This is a genomic window from Sphingorhabdus sp. EL138 (assembly GCF_945862485.1).
In the GTDB taxonomy this organism is placed as follows: Bacteria; Pseudomonadota; Alphaproteobacteria; order Sphingomonadales; family Sphingomonadaceae; genus Sphingorhabdus_B.
In genome coordinates, this window is sequence record NZ_CAMAYF010000022.1 from 17,378 (window position 1) to 39,851 (window position 22,474).

The window sequence follows — 22,474 nt, forward strand, 5'->3', positions numbered from 1 at the left end:
CCAGAAAATTACCGTTTTTGCACAGGTTTCTATCAGAAGTTCTCGCGAACCGCCCGTTTTATACGTTCAATCAAACTTGGCATCGATCCGCCCAAATGTTCGGCGCGCAAATCATAGCCCGATTGCAGTTCTATCCGCTCTGATGCTGCATAATGAATCAACCCAACGAGCGTGGAGAATGCGGGGCCGGAATGTGCTTCGGGAATACTGATAAGCCCCGCTGGACGCCCGATGCGGACGGTGCGGCCTAATGCGCTCTGCATATGTTCCGCTGCACCTTTTAACTCTGCGCCGCCGCCAGTCAGGACAACCTGATGCCCGGATGGCCCCGTGAAACCGAGCGTTTTTAGCGCCTGTGCGACTTCGGTCACAATGCCGTCGACGCGCTGACACACTACGGCATTCAACTGCGCTTTGGTGATGCGTGGGGCTTGATTGCCCGGTTCAACGCCATTTTCGTCCGGGCCGATATCGAGCACTTCCTGATGGTCGCGCGGGCTGGTCAGCGCCGAACCATGAAAACATTTCAGCCGCTCCGCCTGTGCACGGCGAATACCAAAGACCGACGCTATATCGTCGGTGATATCCGATCCGCCTTTTTGAATGGTTTCAAGTCCGACCAGCATCCCGCCAATGAAGACCGACACGTTGGTCACTGCTGCCCCAAATTCGACCAATGCAACGCCTAACTCGCGTTCCTCAGCCGTCAAACAGGCAAGACCTGTTGCAACGGGTCCGACCACAAGCGATTCTACATCCAGATGCGCCGAGCGCACCGTCATATCCATGTTGCGGACTGGTGATTGGTCGGCAAGCACGACATGCACGTCAACGCCAAGTCTATCTGCGTGCAACCCAACCGGATTTGCCACACCGCCAACACCATCGAGCGCATACAACGTAGGTTGGATATGTAACGCAATTCTGCCGCCCGTCTGGATATTGGCGCGCCCGGCCTGAAGCAATTCGTCGACATCGTCTTGCGTGATGCGATCGCCGCCCAGTTCGATTTCGACGGGTGCCAACATGCTATCGAGTCCACCCGACGACATGCCGACCCAAGCCCGGTCAATGTTGAGGCCAGCAATACGTTCGGCTTGCTCCACTGCATGGCGAACAGACAGTTCGGCTTGTTCGACATCCGCAATACAGCCACGGGTAACACCGCGGCTCTCGCGCTGGCCAGTACCCAGCACCAGCAAATCGCCATTTTCGGTTTGCCGGGCGATTAACGCCGACACTTTGGATGAGCCAATATCAATCGCCGAAATTATCCGTTCGACACGCGCCGTCTTCATGCCGTTAATCCATTGTTTTTTGATGTAATTTCGTTTTTTTCGTTGTTTTCGTTGTTTTCTTTGCTGTCCTTGTTTTCCACTTTAACTGCTTCTGCCTTTGGTGCTTTGCGGAAATAGGCGCGACTGGGGTCGCGCAGGTCAAAATGGATGAGGTCACGGCCAAGCAAGCGGTGGACACCGTCCAACCGTGCAAAGTTCAGCAGTGCTTTGGCAGCTTCAGCCTCACCCTCTGGCAAAGCCAACGTTTCGCCGGTCTGGAACTGCAAGTCCCAGCGGCGGTTACCTATCCAGGTTGCACCCGAAACCTGCGACTTCAATGCCGAAGCATTGTCAAGCAAGGCGTTCAACGCGACGATATGTGCATTGGCTTCATTGCCGTTCAAGGTCGGTAAATCGCCGCCCTCTCCTGCGCGGACATTTGCCAAAACGATTCCATTCGCGTCGATTAGCGAATATTTTCCGTTCCGTTGCCATATCGCGGCAGGTTTGCGTTCAATAATCTCTACCGCCAAGGTATCGGGCAAGCGTCGCGCAACGCGGGCTTCCTTAATCCACCCATATTGCAGCAAGTCCGCGCGAACTTTATCGATATCCACCAACGGCATCGCACGATCTTTCTCGGCGAGCACCAACTGATAGACTTTCAACTGGTCCACCCGCTCCATGCCCGTGACCTCGACACGCTGCACCTGAAAACCAGCCTTCGCAGCAAGCGCGGCATATTGTTGGTAAGCGACCGCGGTCAGCCCAGCATATTGCGCCGCGGCAAAGGCAAGCAGCGTAAGCGCCGCCAATATGATCCAAGTAACAATGCGCTGCACATCCTGCTCGGACAAAGGCAGCGCGCGCATCAAAATATCAACCCACGAATCTTGCAGCACCTTTTGCCGTGGGCTTGGGCTTTTTGCCTTGCGTTTTGCGGGCGCTTTGCGTGCTACACCAGCCATTATGCGAGCGCCTCTTTGACGATGATGTCGACAAGTTGTTCATAGCTAATGCCAATATGCCGCGCCTGTTCGGGTACAAGGCTGAGCGGTGTCATCCCGGGCTGCGTATTGGTTTCGAGAACGAAAACACCCTCCATGCCGACCTCATCATCCCAGCGAAAATCGGTACGCGAGGCGCCCTTACAACCAAGCAATTGGTGCGCGCGCAAGGCGGTGTCCAACATATAATGGGCAATATCCTCAGGGATTTCCGCAGGGCAAACATGTTCCGTCAACCCGTCCGTATATTTCGCATCGAAATCGTAAAAGCCGCTCTTGGGCTTCAACTCGGTCACACACAAAGCCTTGTTGCCCAACACCGCCACGGTCAACTCGCGGCCTTTGATGAAGGGTTCCGCCAGCAGCCGGTCAAATTCCTGCCACGGCCCTTTGGCGTCACGCGCAATCGGGTTGCCGTAATTGCTGTCTTCAGTGATAATCGCAACGCCTACCGAGCTGCCTTCATTCACTGGCTTCAGCACATAAGGACGCGGCAGCGGATCAGCAACATATAGGCTTTCGCTATCCACCATCGTACCCTTGGGCATCGGAATTCCAGCAGGCACGAGGCATTGTTTCGTCAGTTCCTTGTCGATGGCAATGACAGAGGTCACCATGCCGCTATGCGTATAAGGAATGCCCATCAAATCCAGCATGCCCTGCACCGAACCATCTTCACCCGGGACACCGTGCAAAGCGTTAAATACAATGTCAGGACGAAGGGCCATAAGGACTTGCGCAACATTGCGGTCCATATCCACACGGCTGACCTGATAGCCAAGCTTTTCAAGCGCATCGGCCACCCCATTACCGCTCATCAAGGACACGGGCCGTTCGTTCGACCATCCGCCCATCAACACCGCGATGTGAATTTGATTGCTCATTTCGCTTCGCCCACGCGTTGTATTTCCCAAATTAGCTCAACGCCCGAATGCGCCAATACGCGGGCGCGGACTTCTTCGCCAAGCGCCTCAATATCTGCACTGGTCGCATCGCCTGTATTAATCAGGAAATTGGTGTGTTTTTCGGACACTTGCGCGCCGCCAATCTGAAGACCCCGGCATCCCGCAGTATCGACCAATTGCCATGCCTTATGTCCGTCGGGATTTTTGAAGGTTGAGCCGCCAGTTTTGGAGCGCAATGGCTGCGATGCTTCGCGTGATGCGCTAATCCGGTCCATCTCGGCCTGGATCGCTTCGGGTTCGCCGGGATGCCCTTGGAAGCGCGCAGCCACCACGATTGCGCCATCGGGCAGTTCGGAATGACGATAGCTGTAATGCAAATCTTCCACCGACAAGGTCGCCAGCGTCCCGTCACGCATCACCACATCGCAATCACGTAATATGTCTTTTACTTCGCCGCCATAAGCACCGCCATTCATGCGGACAAAGCCGCCGACCGTGCCGGGGATAGAGCGCAAAAATTCCAGACCCGATATGCCCTTGTCGCGCGCGGTGGATGATACCAAAATGCCCGACGCCCCGGCCCCACACTCCAGCGTAACTACATCAATGCAGGCAACCTTCGCAAAGGCCTTGCCCAAACGAATGACGATACCCCTAACGCCGCCATCGCGGACGATGAGGTTCGAACCCAAACCAAGCGCCATGACAGGCGTGCTAGAATCAAGGTCGCGCAAAAAGGATTGCAAGTCGGCCACGTCCTTCGGTTCGAACAGAATGTCCGCGCAGCCGCCAGACTTGAACCACACCAATGGTGCCAACGGAGCGCCTTGGGTTAGTCGTCCTTCTACGTGCGGCAGAAACTGCGTGGTCATGCACGCAATGCCTTTATGGCGTCGGCAATACCAGCGGCCCATTTGGTGATGTCGCCAGCGCCGAGGCATACTACGATGTCATGGTCCTGCACCACCGCCGCTAGCTTGCGCGCCAAGTCACCCGCGTCCGTCACAGTCGCGGCGGAACGATGCCCGCGCGCTTTAATCCCATGCACCAGCGCGTCCGCATCTATGCCGTCAATTGGTCCCTCCCCTGCGGCATAGACCGGTGTGATAAAGACCATATCGGCGTCGTTAAACGCTTGTTGGAAGTCATCCATATGATCGCGCAGCCGGGTGAAGCGGTGCGGCTGTGCCACGGCAATCACCCTCCCCTGTGCGCCTTCGCGTGCTGCAGACAGCACGGCGCGGATTTCGACCGGATGGTGGCCATAATCGTCAATAATCGTGGCGCCGTCTATTTCACCGACCTTGGTAAAGCGCCGTTTAACGCCGCCGAATTTGTCGAAACCATGGGCAACGGCCGCATCGCTCATCCCCATTTCAAGGCCCACCGCGATAGCGGCGAGTGCGTTTTGCACATTGTGGCGGCCCGGCATGGGAAGTTGGATATTTTTTATAGTACGAAGCGACCCGTTGCGGGCGCGGACAACAACATCAAAGCGGTTACCGCCGGGATGCGGGGTGACATTTTCGCCGCGAATGTCGGCCTGCGCCGAAAAGCCATATGTAATGATCCGGCGGTCCCGGATTTTGGGCAAAATCGCCTGCACTTCGGGATGATCGAGGCACATGATTGCCGCACCGTAAAATGGTACGTTTTCGACAAATTCAACAAAGGCGTTTTTGATCGCGTCGAAATCACCATAATGATCGAGATGTTCGGGGTCGATATTGGTGACCACAGCAAGCGTGCCATCAAGACGCAGGAAGCTTCCGTCGCTTTCATCCGCCTCAACCACCATCCAGTCGCTCGCACCCAGACGTGCGTTAGAGCCGTAGCTGTTGATGATGCCGCCGTTGATGACCGTCGGATCAATCCCGCCATGGTCAAGCATGGCAGCAATCAGAGATGTCGTTGTCGTCTTGCCATGTGTACCAGCCACGGCGACCGTGTTCTTCAACCGCATCAATTCGGCCAGCATTTCGGCGCGGCGCACCAAAGGTATCCGCCGTTCCAAAGCGGCGTCGCGTTCTGGGTTGCCTTTCTTCACTGCAGTTGATGTTACCACCACTGCCGCCTCGCCCAGATTCTCCGCGCTGTGGCCAATCATCACTTTAATACCACGTTGGCGTAGGCCATCGATGACGTAGCTGTCGGCGATATCGCTACCCTGCACTTGGTAACCCAAATTGTGCATGACCTCCGCAATGCCCGACATGCCGATGCCGCCAATGCCCACGAAATGCACAATCCCGATATCAGTTGGAACACCTCTCATGCTGCATTCTCTTTTGCAAGTGCGGGGGACGGGCTAAAACCGCCACTGGATTGGGATTTTGATTTTAATCCATGCATGATTGGAGCGCGGCCAAAGGATTCGACCAAGTCGGCATGATCGGCAACCGCATTGGGTCGGCCGCAGCTTTTGGCGGCCTTGGCTGCATTTTCCATCGCGCCGGGCTCCAATGCGATCATCTGAATCTGTTTTGCGAGTTCAGCTGCTGTGAAGGCCGACTGCGCAATGGCGCGGGCGCCGCCCGCTTCGACCATTTCTTTAACATTGTAGCTTTGGTGATCATCGGTTGCGCTCGGCAGCGGGACCAATATTGCCGGCCGGCCAGCGCATGTTAGCTCTGCAATCGTCGATGCCCCTGCCCGCGATACCACCATGTGCGCCCAGCCGAGCCTTTGGGGAAGGTCAGGCAAATAAGTCGCCAGCTCAGCTGGAATATCATGCGCCGCATAAGCCGCACGCACGGCGTCAATATCCTCAGCGCGGCATTGCTGCGTCACTTGCAATCGCCGCCGCAAACTCACCGGCAAGATCGACAGCCCTTCCGGCACGACATCGGAAAGCACCGTCGCGCCCTGGCTTCCGCCCGTCACCAGCACGCGGAAGATGCTGTCGGCGGATAACGTTGGGTAAGGCTGGTCCCGCAAATCAAGCACCTCTTCGCGGACCGGATTACCAACCAAATGCACCTTACGGGCATAGCGTGGCGAAAGGCGAAGCACGTCGGGATAAGCGGTGGCGATGGCGTTCACTTGCCGTGCGGTGAAACGATTGACGCGCCCAAGCACGGCATTTTGTTCATGAATAATCGTCGGTATTTTCTCGGCAAAAGCACCCAGCAATGCAGGAAATGCTGGATAACCGCCAAAGCCTACCACGGCGCTGGGTGCAAAATCTTTGTATAGGCGGCGCGCCATAATGCGGCCTTCGGCAATCGCCTTTAAGCCAGGAAGCCAACTCGCCGGGTTTTTCGTAATACGGCCAGCGGGCAACTTGTGTGTTGCTATATTATCAGGGCAGCCCGGAATTTTGGCCCCGCGCTCGTCGGTGATCAACGCCACATGATGGCCTCGGTTGATCAGTTCCTGTCCCAGCGCAAAGGCAGGAATCAAATGCCCGCCCGTACCGCCAGCAGCCAACACATAATGCCGAGAAATGGTCATGACCTAAGTCCCTTCACCATATATAGCGACCGGTCAAGATATGGGTTTCGCTTCGTCAACGCGAGTATAAGGCCGCACGTAATCGAGAGCGCAATGATAGACGATCCGCCATAGCTGATGAAAGGCAAAGTCATCCCCTTTGACGGAAAAACACCCAAATTCACGGCAATGTTGATCATCGCCTGTCCGCAAAATTGCGCACCGAGGCCCGTGACCGCCATGACCACAAACTGATCTTTCTCATCCAAAAGGCGGATGATGATGCGGACCAAAATCGCGAAATACAAAATGGCAATGACCATGCAGGCCAAAAGGCCGAATTCCTCACCGATGACCGAGAAGATATAATCGGTATGCCCCTCAGGCAGCGAATATTTCTTTATGCCAAGTCCTGGGCCAAGGCCGATGAAGCCCCCGTTCGTTAGGGTCGCCAGCGCCATCTTGTCATGCGTAAGCCCCTCGGTGCCAAAAATCCAGGCGTCGATCCGCTGGGTTGCGACGGGGTAGAAATTATAGGCCAGCAGGATGAACACAACGCCGCTAACAACGAGGAACCACAACCGGCTTGCAGGCACGCCAGCGACCATCATCAGCGCAAACCAAGTGCCCATGAACAAGATAGTTTGCCCAAGGTCCGGTTGAAGCAACAGGAAAAAACACACAAGGCCAGTGGCGATGCTAGTGAGGACAAAAACGGGCAAGCCGGGGTCTTTCAACCGCCAGCTAATAATCCACGCCATCATGACCGCGAAAAAGGGTTTCAGAAACTCAGACGGCTGAAGCCCCGCAAAACCAGGGCCAATCCATCGTTGCGACCCGTTCACCTCGCGACCCAATAGGGGCACCAAAGCAAGTAGGACAAAAAAGATGCAGAAGCCGTAGACGGCAAACCGCCGCGCTTGCTCGCGTGGCGACATTGATACGAGAAGCATGACCGGGACACCAATCAGAACCCACATCAATTGCCGATAAAAGAAATAGAGCGAAGAAAGCTGGGTCGTTGACGAAGACAACCGCTGCGCACCCGCTGGAGACGCGGCAGCGACGGCCAGCAACCCAATGGCAATCAGCACCATCATCAACGACAGCAACACGCGGTCGAGTTCCCAAAACCACACGCCCAAGGGCGAACGGTCACCACGGCCCAATCGGTTGGCAAAGCCGATCTTGCCGGTTTTGGCCGCGAGGACCCAGGGAGCCTCTTTTTGGTCGCTCATAATGCTTCCACAATCGCGCGGAACGCATCGCCGCGGGCTTCGAAGTCTTTAAACTGGTCAAAGGACGCGCAAGCGGGCGAAAGCATTATAACGTCGCCGGGCTGCGCCTGCGCTGCTGCAGAATGCACGGCTGCGCCCATCATCTCACTGCGCTCCACAGGCATATATGGCGATAACAATTTATGGAACAACGGCCCGGCTTCACCAATCGTGTAAGCCTTTACGACATGGCCGAAATTGGGGATGCACTCGTCCAGATTATCAGTCTTTGGTAAGCCGCCAACAATCCAATGGACGCGCGGATAAGCGGCCAAAGCGGGCGCAGTAGACGCCGCGTTCGTTGCCTTACTGTCGTTGATAAACAATATGCCGTTCCGTTCGGCAACAACTTCCATCCGATGGGCAAGCCCGTTGAAGCTGCGCATCGCTGGCCGCCATTGGGCCTCAGTCACTCCAAGCGATTCGACGATGGCAATGGCCACCGCAATATTCTGCAAATTATGGGGCCCTTGAAGCGCAGGCCATTCGGCCTGGCCGGTTACCCATTGCGGATCGGCAGAATGCACAAATTCTGCCCCACGCCGCGCGAGCACTTCGTTGTAAACGCGTTTGGTATCAGCGTCGCCTTTGCCAAACACAGCACACTCTTTTCCCGACTGCATTTCAAAAAGCCACGCTTTCGACGCTATATAACCCTCATAGCCATCATAGCGGTCGAGATGGTCTGGCGAGAGGTTAATGAGCGCAGCGGTATCGCAGGCGAGGCTGTGCGTAATATCAATCTGGTAGCTTGAAAGCTCAAGCACATAAACGCCGCCTGCGGGCAATGGCACTTGCGACAATATTGGCAAGCCAATATTGCCCCCCATACAGACCGGCACTGACGCGCTCTCCAGCAGATGATGCACCAACGCCGTCGTGGTGGATTTACCGTTTGTCCCCGTAATGCCCACGACACGATGCGGCGGCAGGTTCGGTCGCGCCATTGCGAACAATTCGATATCACCAATCAGCGGGATGCCTGCCGCCTTTGCCTTATCCGCGATAGGGTGTCGGTTGATCGGAACGCCAGGCGAAACAACCATGGCCGCATACCCGGTTAAGTCGCTCATCAATGGATCGGCAATCGTTGCAATATCGGCAACTTTGGCGCGCGCGCCTTCATCATTGTCCCATGCCAAAACTTCAGCCCCGCCCGCGATAAGCGCACGCGCAGCCGAAAGGCCAGAGCGCGCAAGTCCCAATATTGCGAACTTCCGGTCTTTAAAGGCGGGGGTAGTGATCATCTAAGTTTGAGGGTTGATAGCCCCGCAAGCGCCAATACGAAAGCCACAATCCAGAAGCGAATGACAACGGTCGGCTCAGACCATCCAAGCTGTTCAAAATGGTGGTGAATTGGTGCCATGCGAAAAATGCGCTTGCCCGTCCGCTTGTACCAAAACACCTGAATGATGACCGATAGTGCCTCCACAACGAAAAGTCCGCCAATGATCGCAAGGACAAATTCATGATGCGCTACTACAGCAATCGCGCCCAGCGTTCCGCCCAAGGCCAGACTTCCGGTGTCGCCCATGAACACCGCTGCGGGTGGGGCATTGAACCACAAAAAGGCAAGTCCAGCGCCTACAATCGCACCGCACAGCATAGCGAGATCCCCTGCCCCCAAAAAGAACGGAATACCCAGATATTCGGCATATTTTACATTACCGACCATGTAGACGATCAACATAAAAGCAATGGAGGCAATGATGACGGGCATCGTCGCAAGGCCATCCAAGCCGTCGGTTAAGTTCACCGCATTGCCAAAAGACACAATGACAAACGCGCCAAAAGGCACATACCACCAGCCCAAGTCGATAACGGGACCATTGACAAAGGGCAGATATAAATTGCCGCCCGATTGCCAGACGATCAATGACACCGCGACGCCGGCAATGGCAAACTCCCACAACAGGCGGACTTTGCCCGAAACGCCCTTGTGGCTGCGCTTCTTGACCTTGTCATAATCGTCGAGAAATCCAACGATGCCAAAACCAACGGTTACCAATAAACAGGCCCAGACATATATGTTTTTCAGGTCCATCCACAAAAGCATCGAAATGCCGACCGACACCAAGATCATCAGCCCGCCCATCGTCGGTGTACCGACTTTCGCAAGGTGCGTTTGCGGCCCATCGCTGCGGATAGGTTGGCCCTTGCCCTGACGAACACGCAGCATACTGATAAAGCGTGGTCCAATCAGCAAGCCGATGATCAACGCCGTGGCAATCGCCGCGCCCGACCGGAAGCTGAGATAGCGGATGAGGTTAAAAACACCGGGAAACCCAAGATATTCGGCCAAAAGATATAGCATCAGTTTTTCCCACCCGTCAGCGCGTTGACGATATAGGACAGTCCCATACTATTGGAACCTTTGACCAAAACCGTGTCTGATGCGCAAAGATATTGTTGCAGAAGGATAAGGGCCTCCTGCGCGGTCGCGCAATGCGCGAATTCCTTCGGTCCCTCAACCCCTGCTTTTAACTCATTAGCGAGAATTTCCATCTCTTTACCGACGAGGATCGCAAAATCGACCTTTGCAGTGGCCAAGGGCACGGCAAGCGCGCGGTGATAATGATCACTCTTCTCACCCAATTCCTTCATTGAACCTAAAACAGCTATACGTCGCCCGCCACCCGACAGTCCCAACTGGCCAATCGTCGCGGCCATGGATGCTGGGTTGGCGTTGTAACTTTCATCGATCACATGCACGCTGCCGCCCGCAATCGCCACATCATACCGGGCGCCCCGTCCGGATAGGCCAACCATTTCGGCCATAGCAAGACCCGCAGAAGCCAAATCACCGCCAGATGCCAAGACAGCGGCCAACACGGCCATACTGTTCGCAATCCAATGCTGACCGGGTTGTGACAAAGTAAAGGACAGCATCGCGTCGCACACTTTTGCGTTGATCAGCGTCCCATTATGGGGCGTATTGAGATGGTCGATAACACGGACATCGGCGTCTTTGCTGAAGCCAAAGGACAATATCTTGTTAGTGTACCGCTCTGCTGCCGCGCGCAGACGCGGATAATGCACATTGTCTGCGGGTAAGATCGCCGTGCCGCCTTCTACCAAGCCTTCAAATATCTCGGCCTTGGCATCGGCAATACCGCTTTCATCTTTGAAAAATTCAATATGCGCAGGGGCGATTGTCGTGATGATAGCGACTTGGGGCCTGACAATATGGCTCAAGGCGCGCATTTCGCCTGCATGGTTCATACCCATTTCGAAGACGCCAAAATCGCAATCTGCGGGCATCCGCGCTAGGCTTAAGGGCACGCCGACATGGTTGTTGTAGCTTTTCACCGAACGATGCGCACGGCCGCGTGAACAACGGTCCAACGCGGCAAACAGGGCCTCCTTGGTGCCGGTTTTACCTGCAGATCCCGTTACGCCAATAATCTTTGCCTTGGTCCGCGCGCGGGACGCATGGCCCAATGCCTCTAATGCCTGCATCGTATCGGCAACAAGTATATGTGGGTGCGACACAGGTTGCGATACAATTGCGCCGACCGCGCCGTTGGCAAATGCCTTGTCGACGAACAAATGCCCGTCCGTTTCCGCGCCCTTTAAAGCCAAAAACAAATCGGCCTTGCCGATTTCACGCGAGTCAAAGGCGACGCCAGTTACATCAAAATGCCCCGACGCGGTGCCGCCGGTGGCGGCGAGCAATTCCTCAAAGGTCCACAATGGCGTCATGCCGCACATTCCCGTGCAACTTCGACATCGTCAAAGGGCAGAACCCGGCCCATAATAATTTGTCCCTGTTCATGGCCTTTGCCCGCGATCAGAACGATGTCGTCCGGCTCAGCATGCTCAATGGCAAAGGCAATCGCGTAACGCCTATCGCCAATTTCATGCGCGCCCTTCGCACCCGCCATCACATCGGCGCGGATAAGCGACGGATCTTCGCTTCTTGGGTTGTCGTCGGTGACGATCACAATGTCGGAATCCGCCACAGCCACCGCGCCCATTTCGGGGCGCTTGCCGGTGTCGCGATCGCCGCCTGCACCAAATACGGTGATGAGCTTACCCTTGGTATGGGGGCGCAAGGCCGCAATCGCGGCGCGCAGGCCGTCGGGTGTATGCGCATAATCAACGTAGACGGGTGCGCCGCTTTTGGTAATCACCGCGCGTTCCAAACGTCCACGTACGGGTTGCAAACGCGCCAGATGCGACAGCAGGCTTTCAATTTCTCCACCACTTGCCATCACCACGCCCGCCGCGACCAAAGCGTTCGCGGCCTGATATGCGCCGATCAGCGGCAGTTTCACCTTATGCACATCGCCTTGAATACGCAGTTCAAGCGTCTGGCCAAGCTGGGTCGGTTGGCGCGACAATAATTGGATACCCTTGCCCTTTTCACCCACGGTAATCAGCCGGATTTCCCGTTTGCGCGCGCGGGCAATGACTTGGTCGGACCAGACATCGTCGGCCCAAATGACGACGCAACCACTTTCGTCGACGACCTCGTCAAACAGACGCATCTTGGCTTCAAAATAAGCTTCCATCGTCCCGTGATAATCAAGATGATCGCGACTTAAATTGGTAAAGGCTGCAACCGACACCGGAACGCCTTCGCTTCGATATTGTGACAGGCCGTGGCTTGACGCCTCGAATATCGCATGGCTGACGCCTTCGTGCGCTAAACCCGACATATTGGCAAGAAAGGTCACGATGTCGGGCGTCGTTAGTCCAGTCTTGGCCTGATCCGACGCCGTGGTTATACCCAAAGTACCAATCGACGCCGCATTATGCCCCGCCATCCGCCAAAGCTGCCGTGTAAGTTCTGCAGTTGATGTTTTGCCATTGGTTCCAGTGACGGCTGCAACATGGTCTGGAAAAGGTCGGAAGAATTTTGCCGCAATGCGCGCAAAGGCTTGGCGCGGGTTGGCTTCGGCAATATGCACGGCCCCGCGCACGACGGCTTCGGGACGGGCAACAACGGCGACAGCACCAGCGGCAATCGCATCATCGATAAAATCTTCGCCGTTAAATGCAGCACCCTGAAATGCACCGAAAACGGTGCCAGGCGCAATCTTCCGATGGTCGATGGCAAAGCCGGTCACTATGCTGTCGGCAAATGCCGCATCGGCACCGCTTACCAATTGCCCGAGCTTCACTATTGCTCTCCCTTCGCCTTCCACAGTAAAGGCATCAGCTCGGATACATCAACATCACGTTTCATATCCGGAATGATCCCCACGAACGGACCAATGCGTGTCACTGTTTTCTGCACGACAGGTGCAGCGGTATAGCCTGCGGTCCGCTGAAAGCTGGATGCCTCCGTACCCTTTGGTTCGTCCATCATAACAAGGACTACATAACGCGGGTTGTCCATCGGGAATGCAGCGGCAAAGGTCGCAACCACCAGATTGCGGCTATATCCGCCAATGCCGGGCTTTTCAGCAGAACCAGTTTTGCCGCCCACGCGATAGCCCAAGGCGTCGGCTTTCTTACCAGTCCCGTCAACGACAATCATACGCATCATTTGACGCATCCGCGCGCTGGTTGCGGCCTTAAACACACGTTTGCCGGGGATTTTCGTGCCGGGCTTCGTTTTGAACATTGTTGCTGGGCGATAGATACCGCCATTGACCATCGCGGCATAAGCACTCGCCAAATGCAAAGGCGTGACCGAAATGCCATGCCCATAGCCAACGGTCATATTTGTAAGGCGGCCCCATGTTTTGGGATATAGTGGCATCGCTTTTTCCGCGAGCTCGATATCGGGGCGCGCATTGAAATGCATTGTGCGTAACATGGCATCCATGCGAGCTGCACCCAAATTATCGGCAATTTGCGCAGTCACAATGTTCGAGCTGTGGATCAACGATTCTGGCGCGTTCATCCAACGTTCCGAAGGATGCGAGTCCCGAATTTTGAACTTGCCAACCTGAAGCGGCCTTGTCGCATCATAGCGCACCGAAAGGTCGCGCACAGTGCCTGCGTCCATCGCTGCAGCAACCGTCAACGGCTTAAAGGTGGACCCAAGTTCATAGACGCGGTTGGTGACATTGTTGGTCTGCCGCGTAATTGGGTAGCGACCATCAACGATGGGCTGCCCGTCATCAGGAATGTTGGCGAAGGAAGGCCGGTTCGGGTTGAACGATGGCAAGGTGGCCATGGCAATGACTTCGCCTGTTTGCACATCAAGAATAACACCCGCCGCGCCTTTAGCGGACGTTGCTGCCATGCCTGAAGCAAGCTCGCTTTCTAACGCAGCTTGTACGCGCACATCCAATGCAAGATTCAACGGCGCGGAACGCTTTGACGGATCGCGCAGATAGTCATTCATGACGCGCTCCATACCCATCGCGCCCTTTCCGTCACGGTTTACAAAACCGAGGACATGTGCGGCCATATCATGCTGCGGGTATAGACGGGTGGCCTCACGCGGGAACTCGATGGCGATTTCGCCAAGGCTATGTACCTGCCGAACTTGCTCTGGCAACGCGCGCTTCCGGAGATAGCCGGGCTTGTCTGCGGTCAATTTGGCATAGAATTCTGAAGCTGGTGTGTCGGGGAAGATACCCGCCAATTGGTTCGCCAATTGCTTACGATCGCCCAGAATATCCTCAGGCTTTACCCAGATCGCATAGCCATAGATGCTGCGCGCCAAAGGAATGCCGTTGCGGTCCACAATGTCGCCCCGTTCTGGCACATATTCAGTGCTGGTCGCACCATAAGCCCGCGTGCTCTCAAACAATGCCAAGGTAGCGAGGCGACCAATCAACAACACGACAAACATGCCAAAGGCCAGCAACAAGATAAGCATGCGCCAAAACCCGTGCGCCGCAAATGGTGGCGGGCTGAAGCCGCTTTTCCGAGTGGTTGTGCGGGCCAGTTGGGGATTCATTACCGGCGGCGTTCGTTCGCGGACTTAGCCGAAATGTCCCGCAACAGATCGTCGGACAAAAGCGTGTCGTCCATACGCGCCAGTCGCTCGGTACGGGTCTGCTCAACCTTTGGTGCGACAGGCTTTGGCGCGGCGCGCTTTGCCGGATCAGCAAAAATCGGCGTCGCAACGGCTGCTGCAATCGCGGTCGACTTTTTCACTACAGCCTCAACTACAGCCTCAATGGTGGGCGCAGGATGGGCTTGGTTCGCGCTCGGCGCAACGTCAATATCTGCGGAAGCCATCATCACAGGTTTCGTTTCTTGCAAATCTCCGGTCAGTTCTGTAAGTGCTGCTTCACCATTGACAAATTGCTGCGCCAATGGCGGCTGATAGCCGTACAAAAGCTCATTCCATTCCTCCAGTTGTTGAAGGCTAGCACGGGTCCGGATTTCAGCTTGCAGGAAGCTGATTTCGCGCTTCGTTTCAAGAATCTCCCGATCGACCGCAACCAAATCGCTGTGCGTCGCTGCAACATTCAGGGACAATGGGTACAACAGAATGGCAACCATGAAAACCAAGGCCAACCAGCCAATGTTCTGAAGTCTTTTCATTGCGAGACTCATGCTGCAAGTCCTCCTGTTGCCCAGGCAGGGGCGTGTGTGCGGGTTGCGGAACGTAAGGTTGCCGACCGTGACCGTGGATTGCGGGTCAATTCCGCCTCCGATGGCCTCATTGCCTTGTCCGCCTTATCAAAAGTGGGTGACGGACCGTCGCTGCCTACCAATGGCACATGGCGCGAACTTGCCGCTTCGGCGCCGCTGCGGCGACGCAAGAATTGCTTTACGATACGGTCTTCAAGGCTGTGAAAAGTAACAACAGCCAAGCGACCACCCGGCTTCAACATACGTTCGGCAGCCTCTAGGCCATCCGTCAACTCGTCCAATTCGCGGTTTACATGAATACGAATGGCTTGAAAGGCACGGGTAGCCGGATCTTTCGGCGCGCCAGGCTTATGACCAACGGCCTTTCGGACAATCGCGGCCAATTGCGCGGTGGTTTCTATGGGCCGCGCGGCAACAATCGAACGCGCAATGCGGCGTGAGCGATGCTCTTCGCCATAACGGTATATTATATCGGCAATGTCTGTTTCTTCGGCTTCGTTGACAAAGTCCGCAGCCGTCATGCCGTCCTGACCCATGCGCATGTCCAAAGGACCATCCTTTTGGAAAGAAAAACCGCGTTCTGCGCGATCAAGCTGCATCGACGAAACGCCGATATCCAATACGACGCCATCGACCGAGGAAATGCCGTCAGCCATCAACACATCGTCCATGTTAGAAAAACAGGCCGCGTAAAGACGCAAGGCGCCTTCGCTGCGGCCTGCAAGGTCTGCACCTTCTTTCAGGGCATCGGGATCACGGTCGAACGCGTAAACGCGCGCACCGCCAGCCAGTATCGCTTGGCTGTATCCACCTGCACCGAAGGTACCATCCACGATCTCAGCGCCAGGGGTGATGGCGAGAGTGTGAATTACTTCATCCAGTAAGACTGGAATATGGGGGGCTGGAGCGCTCATTTGTCGCGCTTTGCCTGGGACAGCCAATAATTCAGCTCGTCCTTAACGGGGTTGAAGGCTGCAGGTGCGTCTTTCAGGAAGACGTCAGGGTTCCACAGCATGAAATGCGTTGTCGCGCCAAAAAAGAAAGCGCGATCGTCAATGCGGCCGAAATGCTTGAGCATCGGCGACAGCACAAAGCGGCCGCTGGCTTCAAATGCAGTTTCGAAAATGGAGGATGCTGAAACACCAGCGATTTCGCGGTCAAATTCCGTACCGCGATTAACAGCGCTTTGCCATTGCGCCTCGATATCGGCGCGCAGTTTAAGGCGTTCGGAGCCACCAAAGCCAATCAGGCACGGCAGGGTGGAATGGCGCGATATACATACGCTGTTGCTGCCGCTGGATTGCTGAACACTGTCGCGCAGTTCGGCAGGAATGGTCGTGCGGCCTTTGGCGTCGACATTCGACACCCCCGAACCTGCATAGACGACCAAAGCTGACACTAACCGCACACCCCTTAAAAAAGGGCGCAGATCTCTAATCATGGCGAAGCACATCGCCATGCGGACGCCGTAACGACCGATAGAATCAGGAATCCACCCCTTGACCACTATGCATAGCAAGGGATTTCATGGATGAAAAGAGGGATTTTATGGAAAAATTATATATTTTTTGGCGAAAACGTTAGAATTTCCCTACTTCGTGTACACTGCTCCCAATTTAGCTTGCATGATGGAAGCAATTTTATCGCACCCAAACCGTCAAAATGGCGTGCTTTGCGGACAAAATCGGTGCCATTTCCCTCCTTGTCCGTCATTTTCCCACAAAATCCCCGGCCAACCCCTTATTGTCGTGCAGAGCCGACAAAAGCGCTTGCAACATGGCGATATTGGCAAATTCATCCTTGCCGGTGAGGATCCGCATTCCTTGACCCTCCCAAAAGGCGGCATCGAGAAAATCGGCATCAGCCACTAGAAGTGCGCGCCCTTTGCCAATTCGGCAATCCGCCAATAGGCCTTTCGCCAATATTGCGCAGCGGTTCGTGGCAGCGCTCTCTTTGGGCAGCCATTCCCCCGCTGTTACCGTCCGGATATGGAACAGGCCAATTTTGCGCATGGACGCAGGAACCTCATCTTCCAGCGGCAAGACCAACTCCAGCCCCCAAAATGCGAACAAGGGCGAGAGCATCGATGTAAACAACGGACGTCGTTTGTCGCCCAAGGGATAAAGACTTCCCCATTGCAAAGCGGGGTCCGCAAGGATCAACACAAGGCCACCTTGCCGCACCCAATTGTCGAGGCGGACCAGTTCGCGTGGCGCAAAGGCCCGCGGCTGCGCCAGCAATAGCATTTGCTTTGACTTTGGCGCCCAAGCCTCGAGATCGTCTATGGGCGTAATGTCATAATGCGCGCTCAGACGTGAAAAGGTAGGATGCTGGCCGGCGTCCTTCGCCAGATTCACCTCAATACCCCCTTCGCTCCAAACCAGCGGCAGCGTCGTCATTAGACCCAATGGTAGCTTTGGCCGGCTATCTGCTGGACGCATAGCGGCAAAGCCAGCGATCAATAGTGAAAACATGAGGGCCACCATGAAAGCGACAAGCAGCCACTTTCTATCACTGAATTGGGGCAATCTATGAAACACCAAGCAAATGTTACCGCGCGGGCGCGGATGAACGCGACGTTTGCGCTGCGTCCTTGGCGGCTCTTTCGGCGTCCGTCTCCTTGGCGACGGGCGTAACGCCTAGCTCCGCCAGCGGTTCGTCAGGCGTCGCATCCTTATCGGCTATCAGGGGCGCAGCGTCAGGCATGCCGCCTGTTTGTGGTCCGTCGCTTACCCGATCTAGGACCATATTGGCCAATGTTACGAACAACAACACCACGACGAGCCCAACCAGCCCTACCTGAATACGCTGAATTGCAGATTGCTTTTGTTCGGCCATATGCGTTCTCCTGAGCCCCTAATTTGGCTTTTAGCTATCTTGCTGCCAAGGCATTATCGGAAGGTTTTTGCTGCGCATCCACGCCGGGTTATAAATGGTGGACAGATAACGGAAGCCTGTGTCGCACAATATCGTCACGATACGCTTACCCGGCCCCAGATGCTTGGCCAGCGCGATGGCCCCTGCCACATTAATCCCTGAAGACAGCCCAAGGCAAAGCCCCTCCTCCGCCAAAAGCCGCCGGACCCAGACAAGCCCCTCCTCATCGGAAATACGGAATTGCGTATCAATCGGCGCGCCGTCGAGATTGGCGGTGACCCTCCCCTGCCCGATGCCTTCAGCGACCGAGCTGCCTTCCGCGCTTAATTCGCCGCATGCATAATAATTATAAAGCGCCGCACCATGCGGATCAGCCAAAGCGATGGTGACGCCCTCATCTTTTGCCTTTAGCCCAAGGCCAACGCCCGCGATCGTCCCGCCCGTGCCAGCGGCGCAAATGAATCCATCAATCTTGCCATCCATCTGCGTCCAGATTTCTTCCGCTGTCGTTTCGATATGTGCACGGCGGTTGGCGATATTGTCGAACTGGTTTGCCCAGACCGCATTTTCAGTCTCCTCGGCCAACCGGCGCGAGGTGTGCACGAAGTGCCCCGGGTTTGCATAAGTTGCGGCGGGCACAAGCACGAGCTCCGCACCCAAAGCGCGCAGCGTGTCCTTTTTCTCTTGGCTCTGCGTTTCGGGCATCACGATGATCGTCTTATATCCAAGCGCATTGCACACTAAAGCAAGCCCAATACCGGTGTTTCCTGCAGTGCCCTCGACGATTGTTCCGCCGGGCTTCAGCAGGCCCAGCCGTTCGGCATCCCGAACGATGTAAAGCGCGGCGCGATCCTTTACCGACGCACCTGGGTTCACATATTCGCATTTGCCAAAAATATCGCATCCGGCTTCCTCGCTCGGTCCTTTCAGGCGGACGAGCGGCGTGTTGCCAATCAAATCAAGTGTCGAGCCAAGCATGTTCATATCGCCGATAGCTAGGCGCGTTCATAAGCAATCGCAAGACGGTCTAACCTTGGACGCGACAATATGCGGGGCAAAAGCGGATATAAACGCAAAATATATTTCAGGTATTGTTATATTATATCATTGCGGATAATAGATTGCATACCTCTCGCTCTTATGGATGACGTTACCTCATGAAAACCACTTCACTCCTAACGATATCCGCAAGTCTTTCGGCATTATCGCTGACTTTGGCCGCGCCCGCTTATGCGCAACAGAGCAATACCGCTTCAACTGAAACCAAAACACAGAGTGACGATTTTCATGGAACCGACGATATTGTCGTAACCGCGCCTTATGTCGAACGGCTCGACATTCTTTCCGGCACATCCGCGATTTCGGGCGAAGTGCTTGCGGAAAAAACGCGCGCACAATTGGGCGATATTTTGACCAGCCTGCCTGGCGTTTCGGCCACCAGCTTCTCGCCTGGTGCATCGCGGCCTGTGCTGCGTGGGTATCAAGGGAATCGCGTGGCTGTTCTCACCGACGGTATTGGCAATATCGACGCCTCCAACACATCGGCGGACCATGCGGTGACTATCGACACGTTAACGGTCGACCGGATTGAAGTGCTGCGCGGACCGGCCGTCCTGTTGTTCGGCGGCCAGGCTGTTGGCGGCGCGGTCAATGCACTCGACAAAAGGATACCAAGGTCCATCCCAGATGAAGACATCCACATTGACGCTTTGGCGGGATATGGCAGTGCTGCGCGCGACTGGTCCGGTGGCGCGTCGATTGATATGCCGATCACCGACCGGGTCATCGTCCATCTCGACGGCAGCTACCGCGACAGCGACGATGTGCGCACCGGTGGCTATGTTCTGTCCCCCGATTTGCGTGTGGAGATGCGCGACTTGGCTGCCGAGGAAGCCAGCGAAGGCCATCTGGAGGAAGCAGACGAAGCACGCGAGCTGGCGGAACAGCGCGGGCGCATTCCCAACAGTGCCGTAAAAAGCTGGACTGCTGGTGGGGGCATTGCGTTTATCGACGATAATGGCAATCTTGGCGTCTCGTACAGCATATATGACACTAAATATGGCATCCCCGCCCGCCCCGGCGCATCCCATGCGCATGCGGGTGAAGAACATGCAGAAGGCGAAGAAGGCGAGGCACCCGTCACCATTGGCTTGCGGCAATATCGCTTTGACCTGCGCGGTGAAGTCAATTTAGGCGACGGCTTTTTCGAAAAACTGCGCCTGCGCGCGGGCTATGCCGATTATACCCATACCGAATTTGAAGGCGAAGAGGTCGGCACCGTCTTTAACAGCCAGGGCTTTGAGGCCCGCGCCGAATTTGTGCAGAATGAACAGAGCGGATGGCGCGGGGCGAGCGGCGTCCAATATCAGACCCGCGATTTCGAAGCGATTGGCGCCGAAGCTCTCGTTCCACCCAACATTTCGCGGCAATTTGGTCTGTTCACCCTGCAGGAATTTACAAAAGGCAATCTGGACGTCGAAGTCGCTATCCGGTTCGACCATGCAGAACTGCGTGCCGACACTTTGGGCCTTTCGCGCTCATTTGATAATGTCTCCGCCGCATTTGGCCTTGGCTACCATATTGGTGATCTGAAGATCGGGGCGAATATCTCGCGGACAGGCCGCGCACCAGCGGTGGAGGAACTATTCTCCAATGGACCGCATATCGCAACGCAGGCTTATGAAATTGGCGATCCCAATCTGAAAAGCGAGCGCGCTTGGAATGGCGAACTCTACGCGCGCTACGACACGCCGGAGACCGCGTTCAGCGCGACGCTCTACACCAACCGCTTCGACAATTTCATTTATGAGGCTGAGACTGGCGACATCGTAGATGATTTGCCCGTTTTTCAATATTTCCAAAATGACGCAAAGGTATGGGGCTTGGAATTTCAGGCGTCACAGCGCATCGCCAGCTTTGGCAGTTCCAACCTGTCAGTCGATGGCATAGCGGATTATACCCGCGCCAAAATCTCGTCCGGTGGCGGCAATGTCCCGCGCATCCCACCATTGCGCCTGCTGGGCGGCATTGAGTTGACCAATGCGAGTTTTGATCTGCGCGGCGAAGTCGAATTTAGCGACGACCAGACGAAGACAGCGGCATTTGAATCGCAAACTAATGGCTTCACTTTGGTCAATGCTTCGGCGACCTGGCGGCCATTTGGGCGGGATCGCAACGTTGCGCTGATTGCGTCGGCAAACAATATCTTCGACGTAACTGCCCGACGCGCTGCCTCCTTTACCAAGGATTTCGTGCCGTTGACCGGTCGTGATTTTCGGGTGACGGCGCGGTTCAGTTTCTGATCATTTGATATTGTTCATGCGACACCGCCAAGAAACTGATCCGTCAATCGCGCGCTAAAAAACGGAACTTACGCGCGATCGGCGGGTTAGCAGTCTAGGCCTAATTTTTGGGCCATGATCTTGGAGAATATCATGCGCAAAATTGCAACGATCATCCTGATATCCGCATCTTTGCTTGCAGCGGCCTGCAACACCGTCAAGGGCGTGGGCGAAGACATTGAATCCGTTGGTGAAGCAGGCGATCGCGCTACGTGATCACAATTTGTTATGCAAACCCAAGGCTGGAGGGGAACCTCCGGCCCTTTTGGTTTGTGTGGGGCAATTGCCTGAGCTGTGCCTTGAATGCGCCCGACATGAATGGCCCACCTTAAATCCTCGCAGCCTCCCGTCACCCTGAACTTGTTTCAGGGGGACGGTGTGGGTGCGTCAGGGTGACGGCGTGAATAGCAACCCCATAATTTCCAACACGCGTAATAATATTTCCTACAAAACGGGCGTGCGTGTGTACGTATAGAAAAAAGGGGGACGGCCGACGCGGAAGCGCTGGTGCTGCTTCCGGCTGATGGCGTTGGGGGATTAAGGCTCGTTTGTTCCATCAGTCTCATTCTAGGAGCCGCCTTATCTTGGCTGGGCTGCTTCCTTGGGATGAAGGTTCCTAAAGCCCCCAAGGCCGTCCATGACGAACGGGGCGGTTGTCCGCCACACCCAGCCTCTTGTGCGCTGTTCAGAGCTTGATGCAACAGGCCCTTTTAAAAGGCAGAAGCAAACACCCTATCGCGCCGGCCGTGCCAGCATGTTTCCACGCCAGCGTTCCCATCATCCCGACCCACGTTCTAGACCGCAGCCTGCATGACGCGAATCAGATAACCTATCTGGTTATTTGTAGGAAAG

The 22,474-nt window shown here is 55.5% G+C and carries 20 protein-coding genes; 2 read left to right on the forward strand and 18 right to left on the reverse strand.

Going from position 1 to position 22,474, the window contains the following annotated elements:
• Positions 1 to 32: 32 nt before the first annotated feature.
• The 18 genes from ftsA to Q0O33_RS08790 all read right to left on the reverse strand — a co-directional run bounded on the left by ftsA (position 33) and on the right by Q0O33_RS08790 (position 19,265).
• A complete protein-coding gene (gene ftsA / locus Q0O33_RS08705; protein WP_295498386.1) occupies positions 33 to 1,298 on the reverse strand; it encodes a cell division protein FtsA in 1,266 nt (421 codons plus the stop codon).
• Entirely contained in the window at positions 1,295 to 2,245 is a 951-nt protein-coding gene (locus Q0O33_RS08710; RefSeq protein ID WP_295498388.1) for a cell division protein FtsQ/DivIB, read from the reverse strand. Before Q0O33_RS08710 ends, ftsA begins: the two co-directional genes overlap by 4 nt.
• Positions 2,245 to 3,168 carry a D-alanine--D-alanine ligase gene (locus tag Q0O33_RS08715; protein ID WP_295498390.1) on the reverse strand — a complete coding sequence of 308 codons (924 nt, stop codon included), beginning with the start codon at positions 3,166 to 3,168 and terminating at the stop codon, positions 2,245 to 2,247. Before Q0O33_RS08715 ends, Q0O33_RS08710 begins: the two co-directional genes overlap by 1 nt.
• Positions 3,165 to 4,061, reverse strand: a complete 897-nt coding sequence (gene murB, locus Q0O33_RS08720) for a UDP-N-acetylmuramate dehydrogenase (protein WP_295498392.1) — start codon at positions 4,059 to 4,061, stop codon at positions 3,165 to 3,167. Before murB ends, Q0O33_RS08715 begins: the two co-directional genes overlap by 4 nt.
• On the reverse strand, positions 4,058 to 5,464 hold the full coding sequence (gene murC, locus Q0O33_RS08725; RefSeq protein WP_295498395.1) for a UDP-N-acetylmuramate--L-alanine ligase: 1,407 nt from the start codon (positions 5,462 to 5,464) through the stop codon (positions 4,058 to 4,060). The genes murB and murC overlap by 4 nt, the downstream gene beginning before the upstream one ends.
• Positions 5,461 to 6,642 carry an undecaprenyldiphospho-muramoylpentapeptide beta-N-acetylglucosaminyltransferase gene (murG, locus tag Q0O33_RS08730; protein ID WP_295498398.1) on the reverse strand — a complete coding sequence of 394 codons (1,182 nt, stop codon included), beginning with the start codon at positions 6,640 to 6,642 and terminating at the stop codon, positions 5,461 to 5,463. The genes murC and murG overlap by 4 nt, the downstream gene beginning before the upstream one ends.
• Positions 6,639 to 7,859, reverse strand: a complete 1,221-nt coding sequence (locus Q0O33_RS08735) for a putative peptidoglycan glycosyltransferase FtsW (RefSeq protein ID WP_295498400.1) — start codon at positions 7,857 to 7,859, stop codon at positions 6,639 to 6,641. The genes murG and Q0O33_RS08735 overlap by 4 nt, the downstream gene beginning before the upstream one ends.
• Entirely contained in the window at positions 7,856 to 9,145 is a 1,290-nt protein-coding gene (gene murD, locus Q0O33_RS08740) for a UDP-N-acetylmuramoyl-L-alanine--D-glutamate ligase (protein ID WP_295498402.1), read from the reverse strand. The genes Q0O33_RS08735 and murD overlap by 4 nt, the downstream gene beginning before the upstream one ends.
• A complete protein-coding gene (gene mraY / locus Q0O33_RS08745; RefSeq protein WP_295498404.1) occupies positions 9,142 to 10,212 on the reverse strand; it encodes a phospho-N-acetylmuramoyl-pentapeptide-transferase in 1,071 nt (356 codons plus the stop codon). The genes murD and mraY overlap by 4 nt, the downstream gene beginning before the upstream one ends.
• Positions 10,212 to 11,600: a UDP-N-acetylmuramoyl-tripeptide--D-alanyl-D-alanine ligase gene (gene murF, locus Q0O33_RS08750; protein WP_295498407.1), complete on the reverse strand. Its 1,389-nt coding sequence runs from the start codon at positions 11,598 to 11,600 to the stop codon at positions 10,212 to 10,214. The genes mraY and murF overlap by 1 nt, the downstream gene beginning before the upstream one ends.
• The gene (locus Q0O33_RS08755) at positions 11,597 to 13,027 is read right to left on the reverse strand and encodes a UDP-N-acetylmuramoyl-L-alanyl-D-glutamate--2,6-diaminopimelate ligase (protein WP_295498438.1); all 1,431 of its coding nucleotides are present in this window, start codon (positions 13,025 to 13,027) and stop codon (positions 11,597 to 11,599) included. Before Q0O33_RS08755 ends, murF begins: the two co-directional genes overlap by 4 nt.
• Complete coding sequence (locus tag Q0O33_RS08760) at positions 13,024 to 14,679, reverse strand: penicillin-binding protein 2 (RefSeq protein ID WP_295498410.1); 1,656 nt, start codon at positions 14,677 to 14,679, stop codon at positions 13,024 to 13,026. Before Q0O33_RS08760 ends, Q0O33_RS08755 begins: the two co-directional genes overlap by 4 nt.
• A gap of 80 nt (positions 14,680 to 14,759) precedes the next feature.
• Positions 14,760 to 15,353 (reverse strand): hypothetical protein, encoded by a 594-nt coding sequence (locus Q0O33_RS08765; RefSeq protein ID WP_295498413.1) that lies wholly within the window; start codon positions 15,351 to 15,353, stop codon positions 14,760 to 14,762.
• Positions 15,354 to 15,361: 8 nt separating this feature from the next.
• Positions 15,362 to 16,318: a 16S rRNA (cytosine(1402)-N(4))-methyltransferase RsmH gene (gene rsmH, locus Q0O33_RS08770; protein ID WP_295498416.1), complete on the reverse strand. Its 957-nt coding sequence runs from the start codon at positions 16,316 to 16,318 to the stop codon at positions 15,362 to 15,364.
• Entirely contained in the window at positions 16,315 to 16,803 is a 489-nt protein-coding gene (locus Q0O33_RS08775; protein WP_295498419.1) for a hypothetical protein, read from the reverse strand. The genes rsmH and Q0O33_RS08775 overlap by 4 nt, the downstream gene beginning before the upstream one ends.
• A 310-nt stretch (positions 16,804 to 17,113) precedes the next feature.
• A complete protein-coding gene (locus Q0O33_RS08780) occupies positions 17,114 to 17,878 on the reverse strand; it encodes a hypothetical protein (protein ID WP_295498422.1) in 765 nt (254 codons plus the stop codon).
• 76 nt (positions 17,879 to 17,954) lie between these two features.
• Entirely contained in the window at positions 17,955 to 18,242 is a 288-nt protein-coding gene (locus tag Q0O33_RS08785) for a hypothetical protein (protein ID WP_295498424.1), read from the reverse strand.
• Positions 18,243 to 18,272: 30 nt separating this feature from the next.
• Positions 18,273 to 19,265: a cysteine synthase A gene (locus Q0O33_RS08790; protein WP_295498427.1), complete on the reverse strand. Its 993-nt coding sequence runs from the start codon at positions 19,263 to 19,265 to the stop codon at positions 18,273 to 18,275.
• Positions 19,266 to 19,438: 173 nt separating this feature from the next.
• Between Q0O33_RS08790 and Q0O33_RS08795 the strand changes: the two genes are divergently transcribed.
• Positions 19,439 to 21,583 (forward strand): TonB-dependent receptor, encoded by a 2,145-nt coding sequence (locus Q0O33_RS08795; protein ID WP_295498430.1) that lies wholly within the window; start codon positions 19,439 to 19,441, stop codon positions 21,581 to 21,583.
• 132 nt (positions 21,584 to 21,715) lie between these two features.
• Positions 21,716 to 21,838, forward strand: a complete 123-nt coding sequence (locus Q0O33_RS08800; RefSeq protein WP_295498433.1) for an entericidin A/B family lipoprotein — start codon at positions 21,716 to 21,718, stop codon at positions 21,836 to 21,838.
• Positions 21,839 to 22,474: the final 636 nt, after the last annotated feature.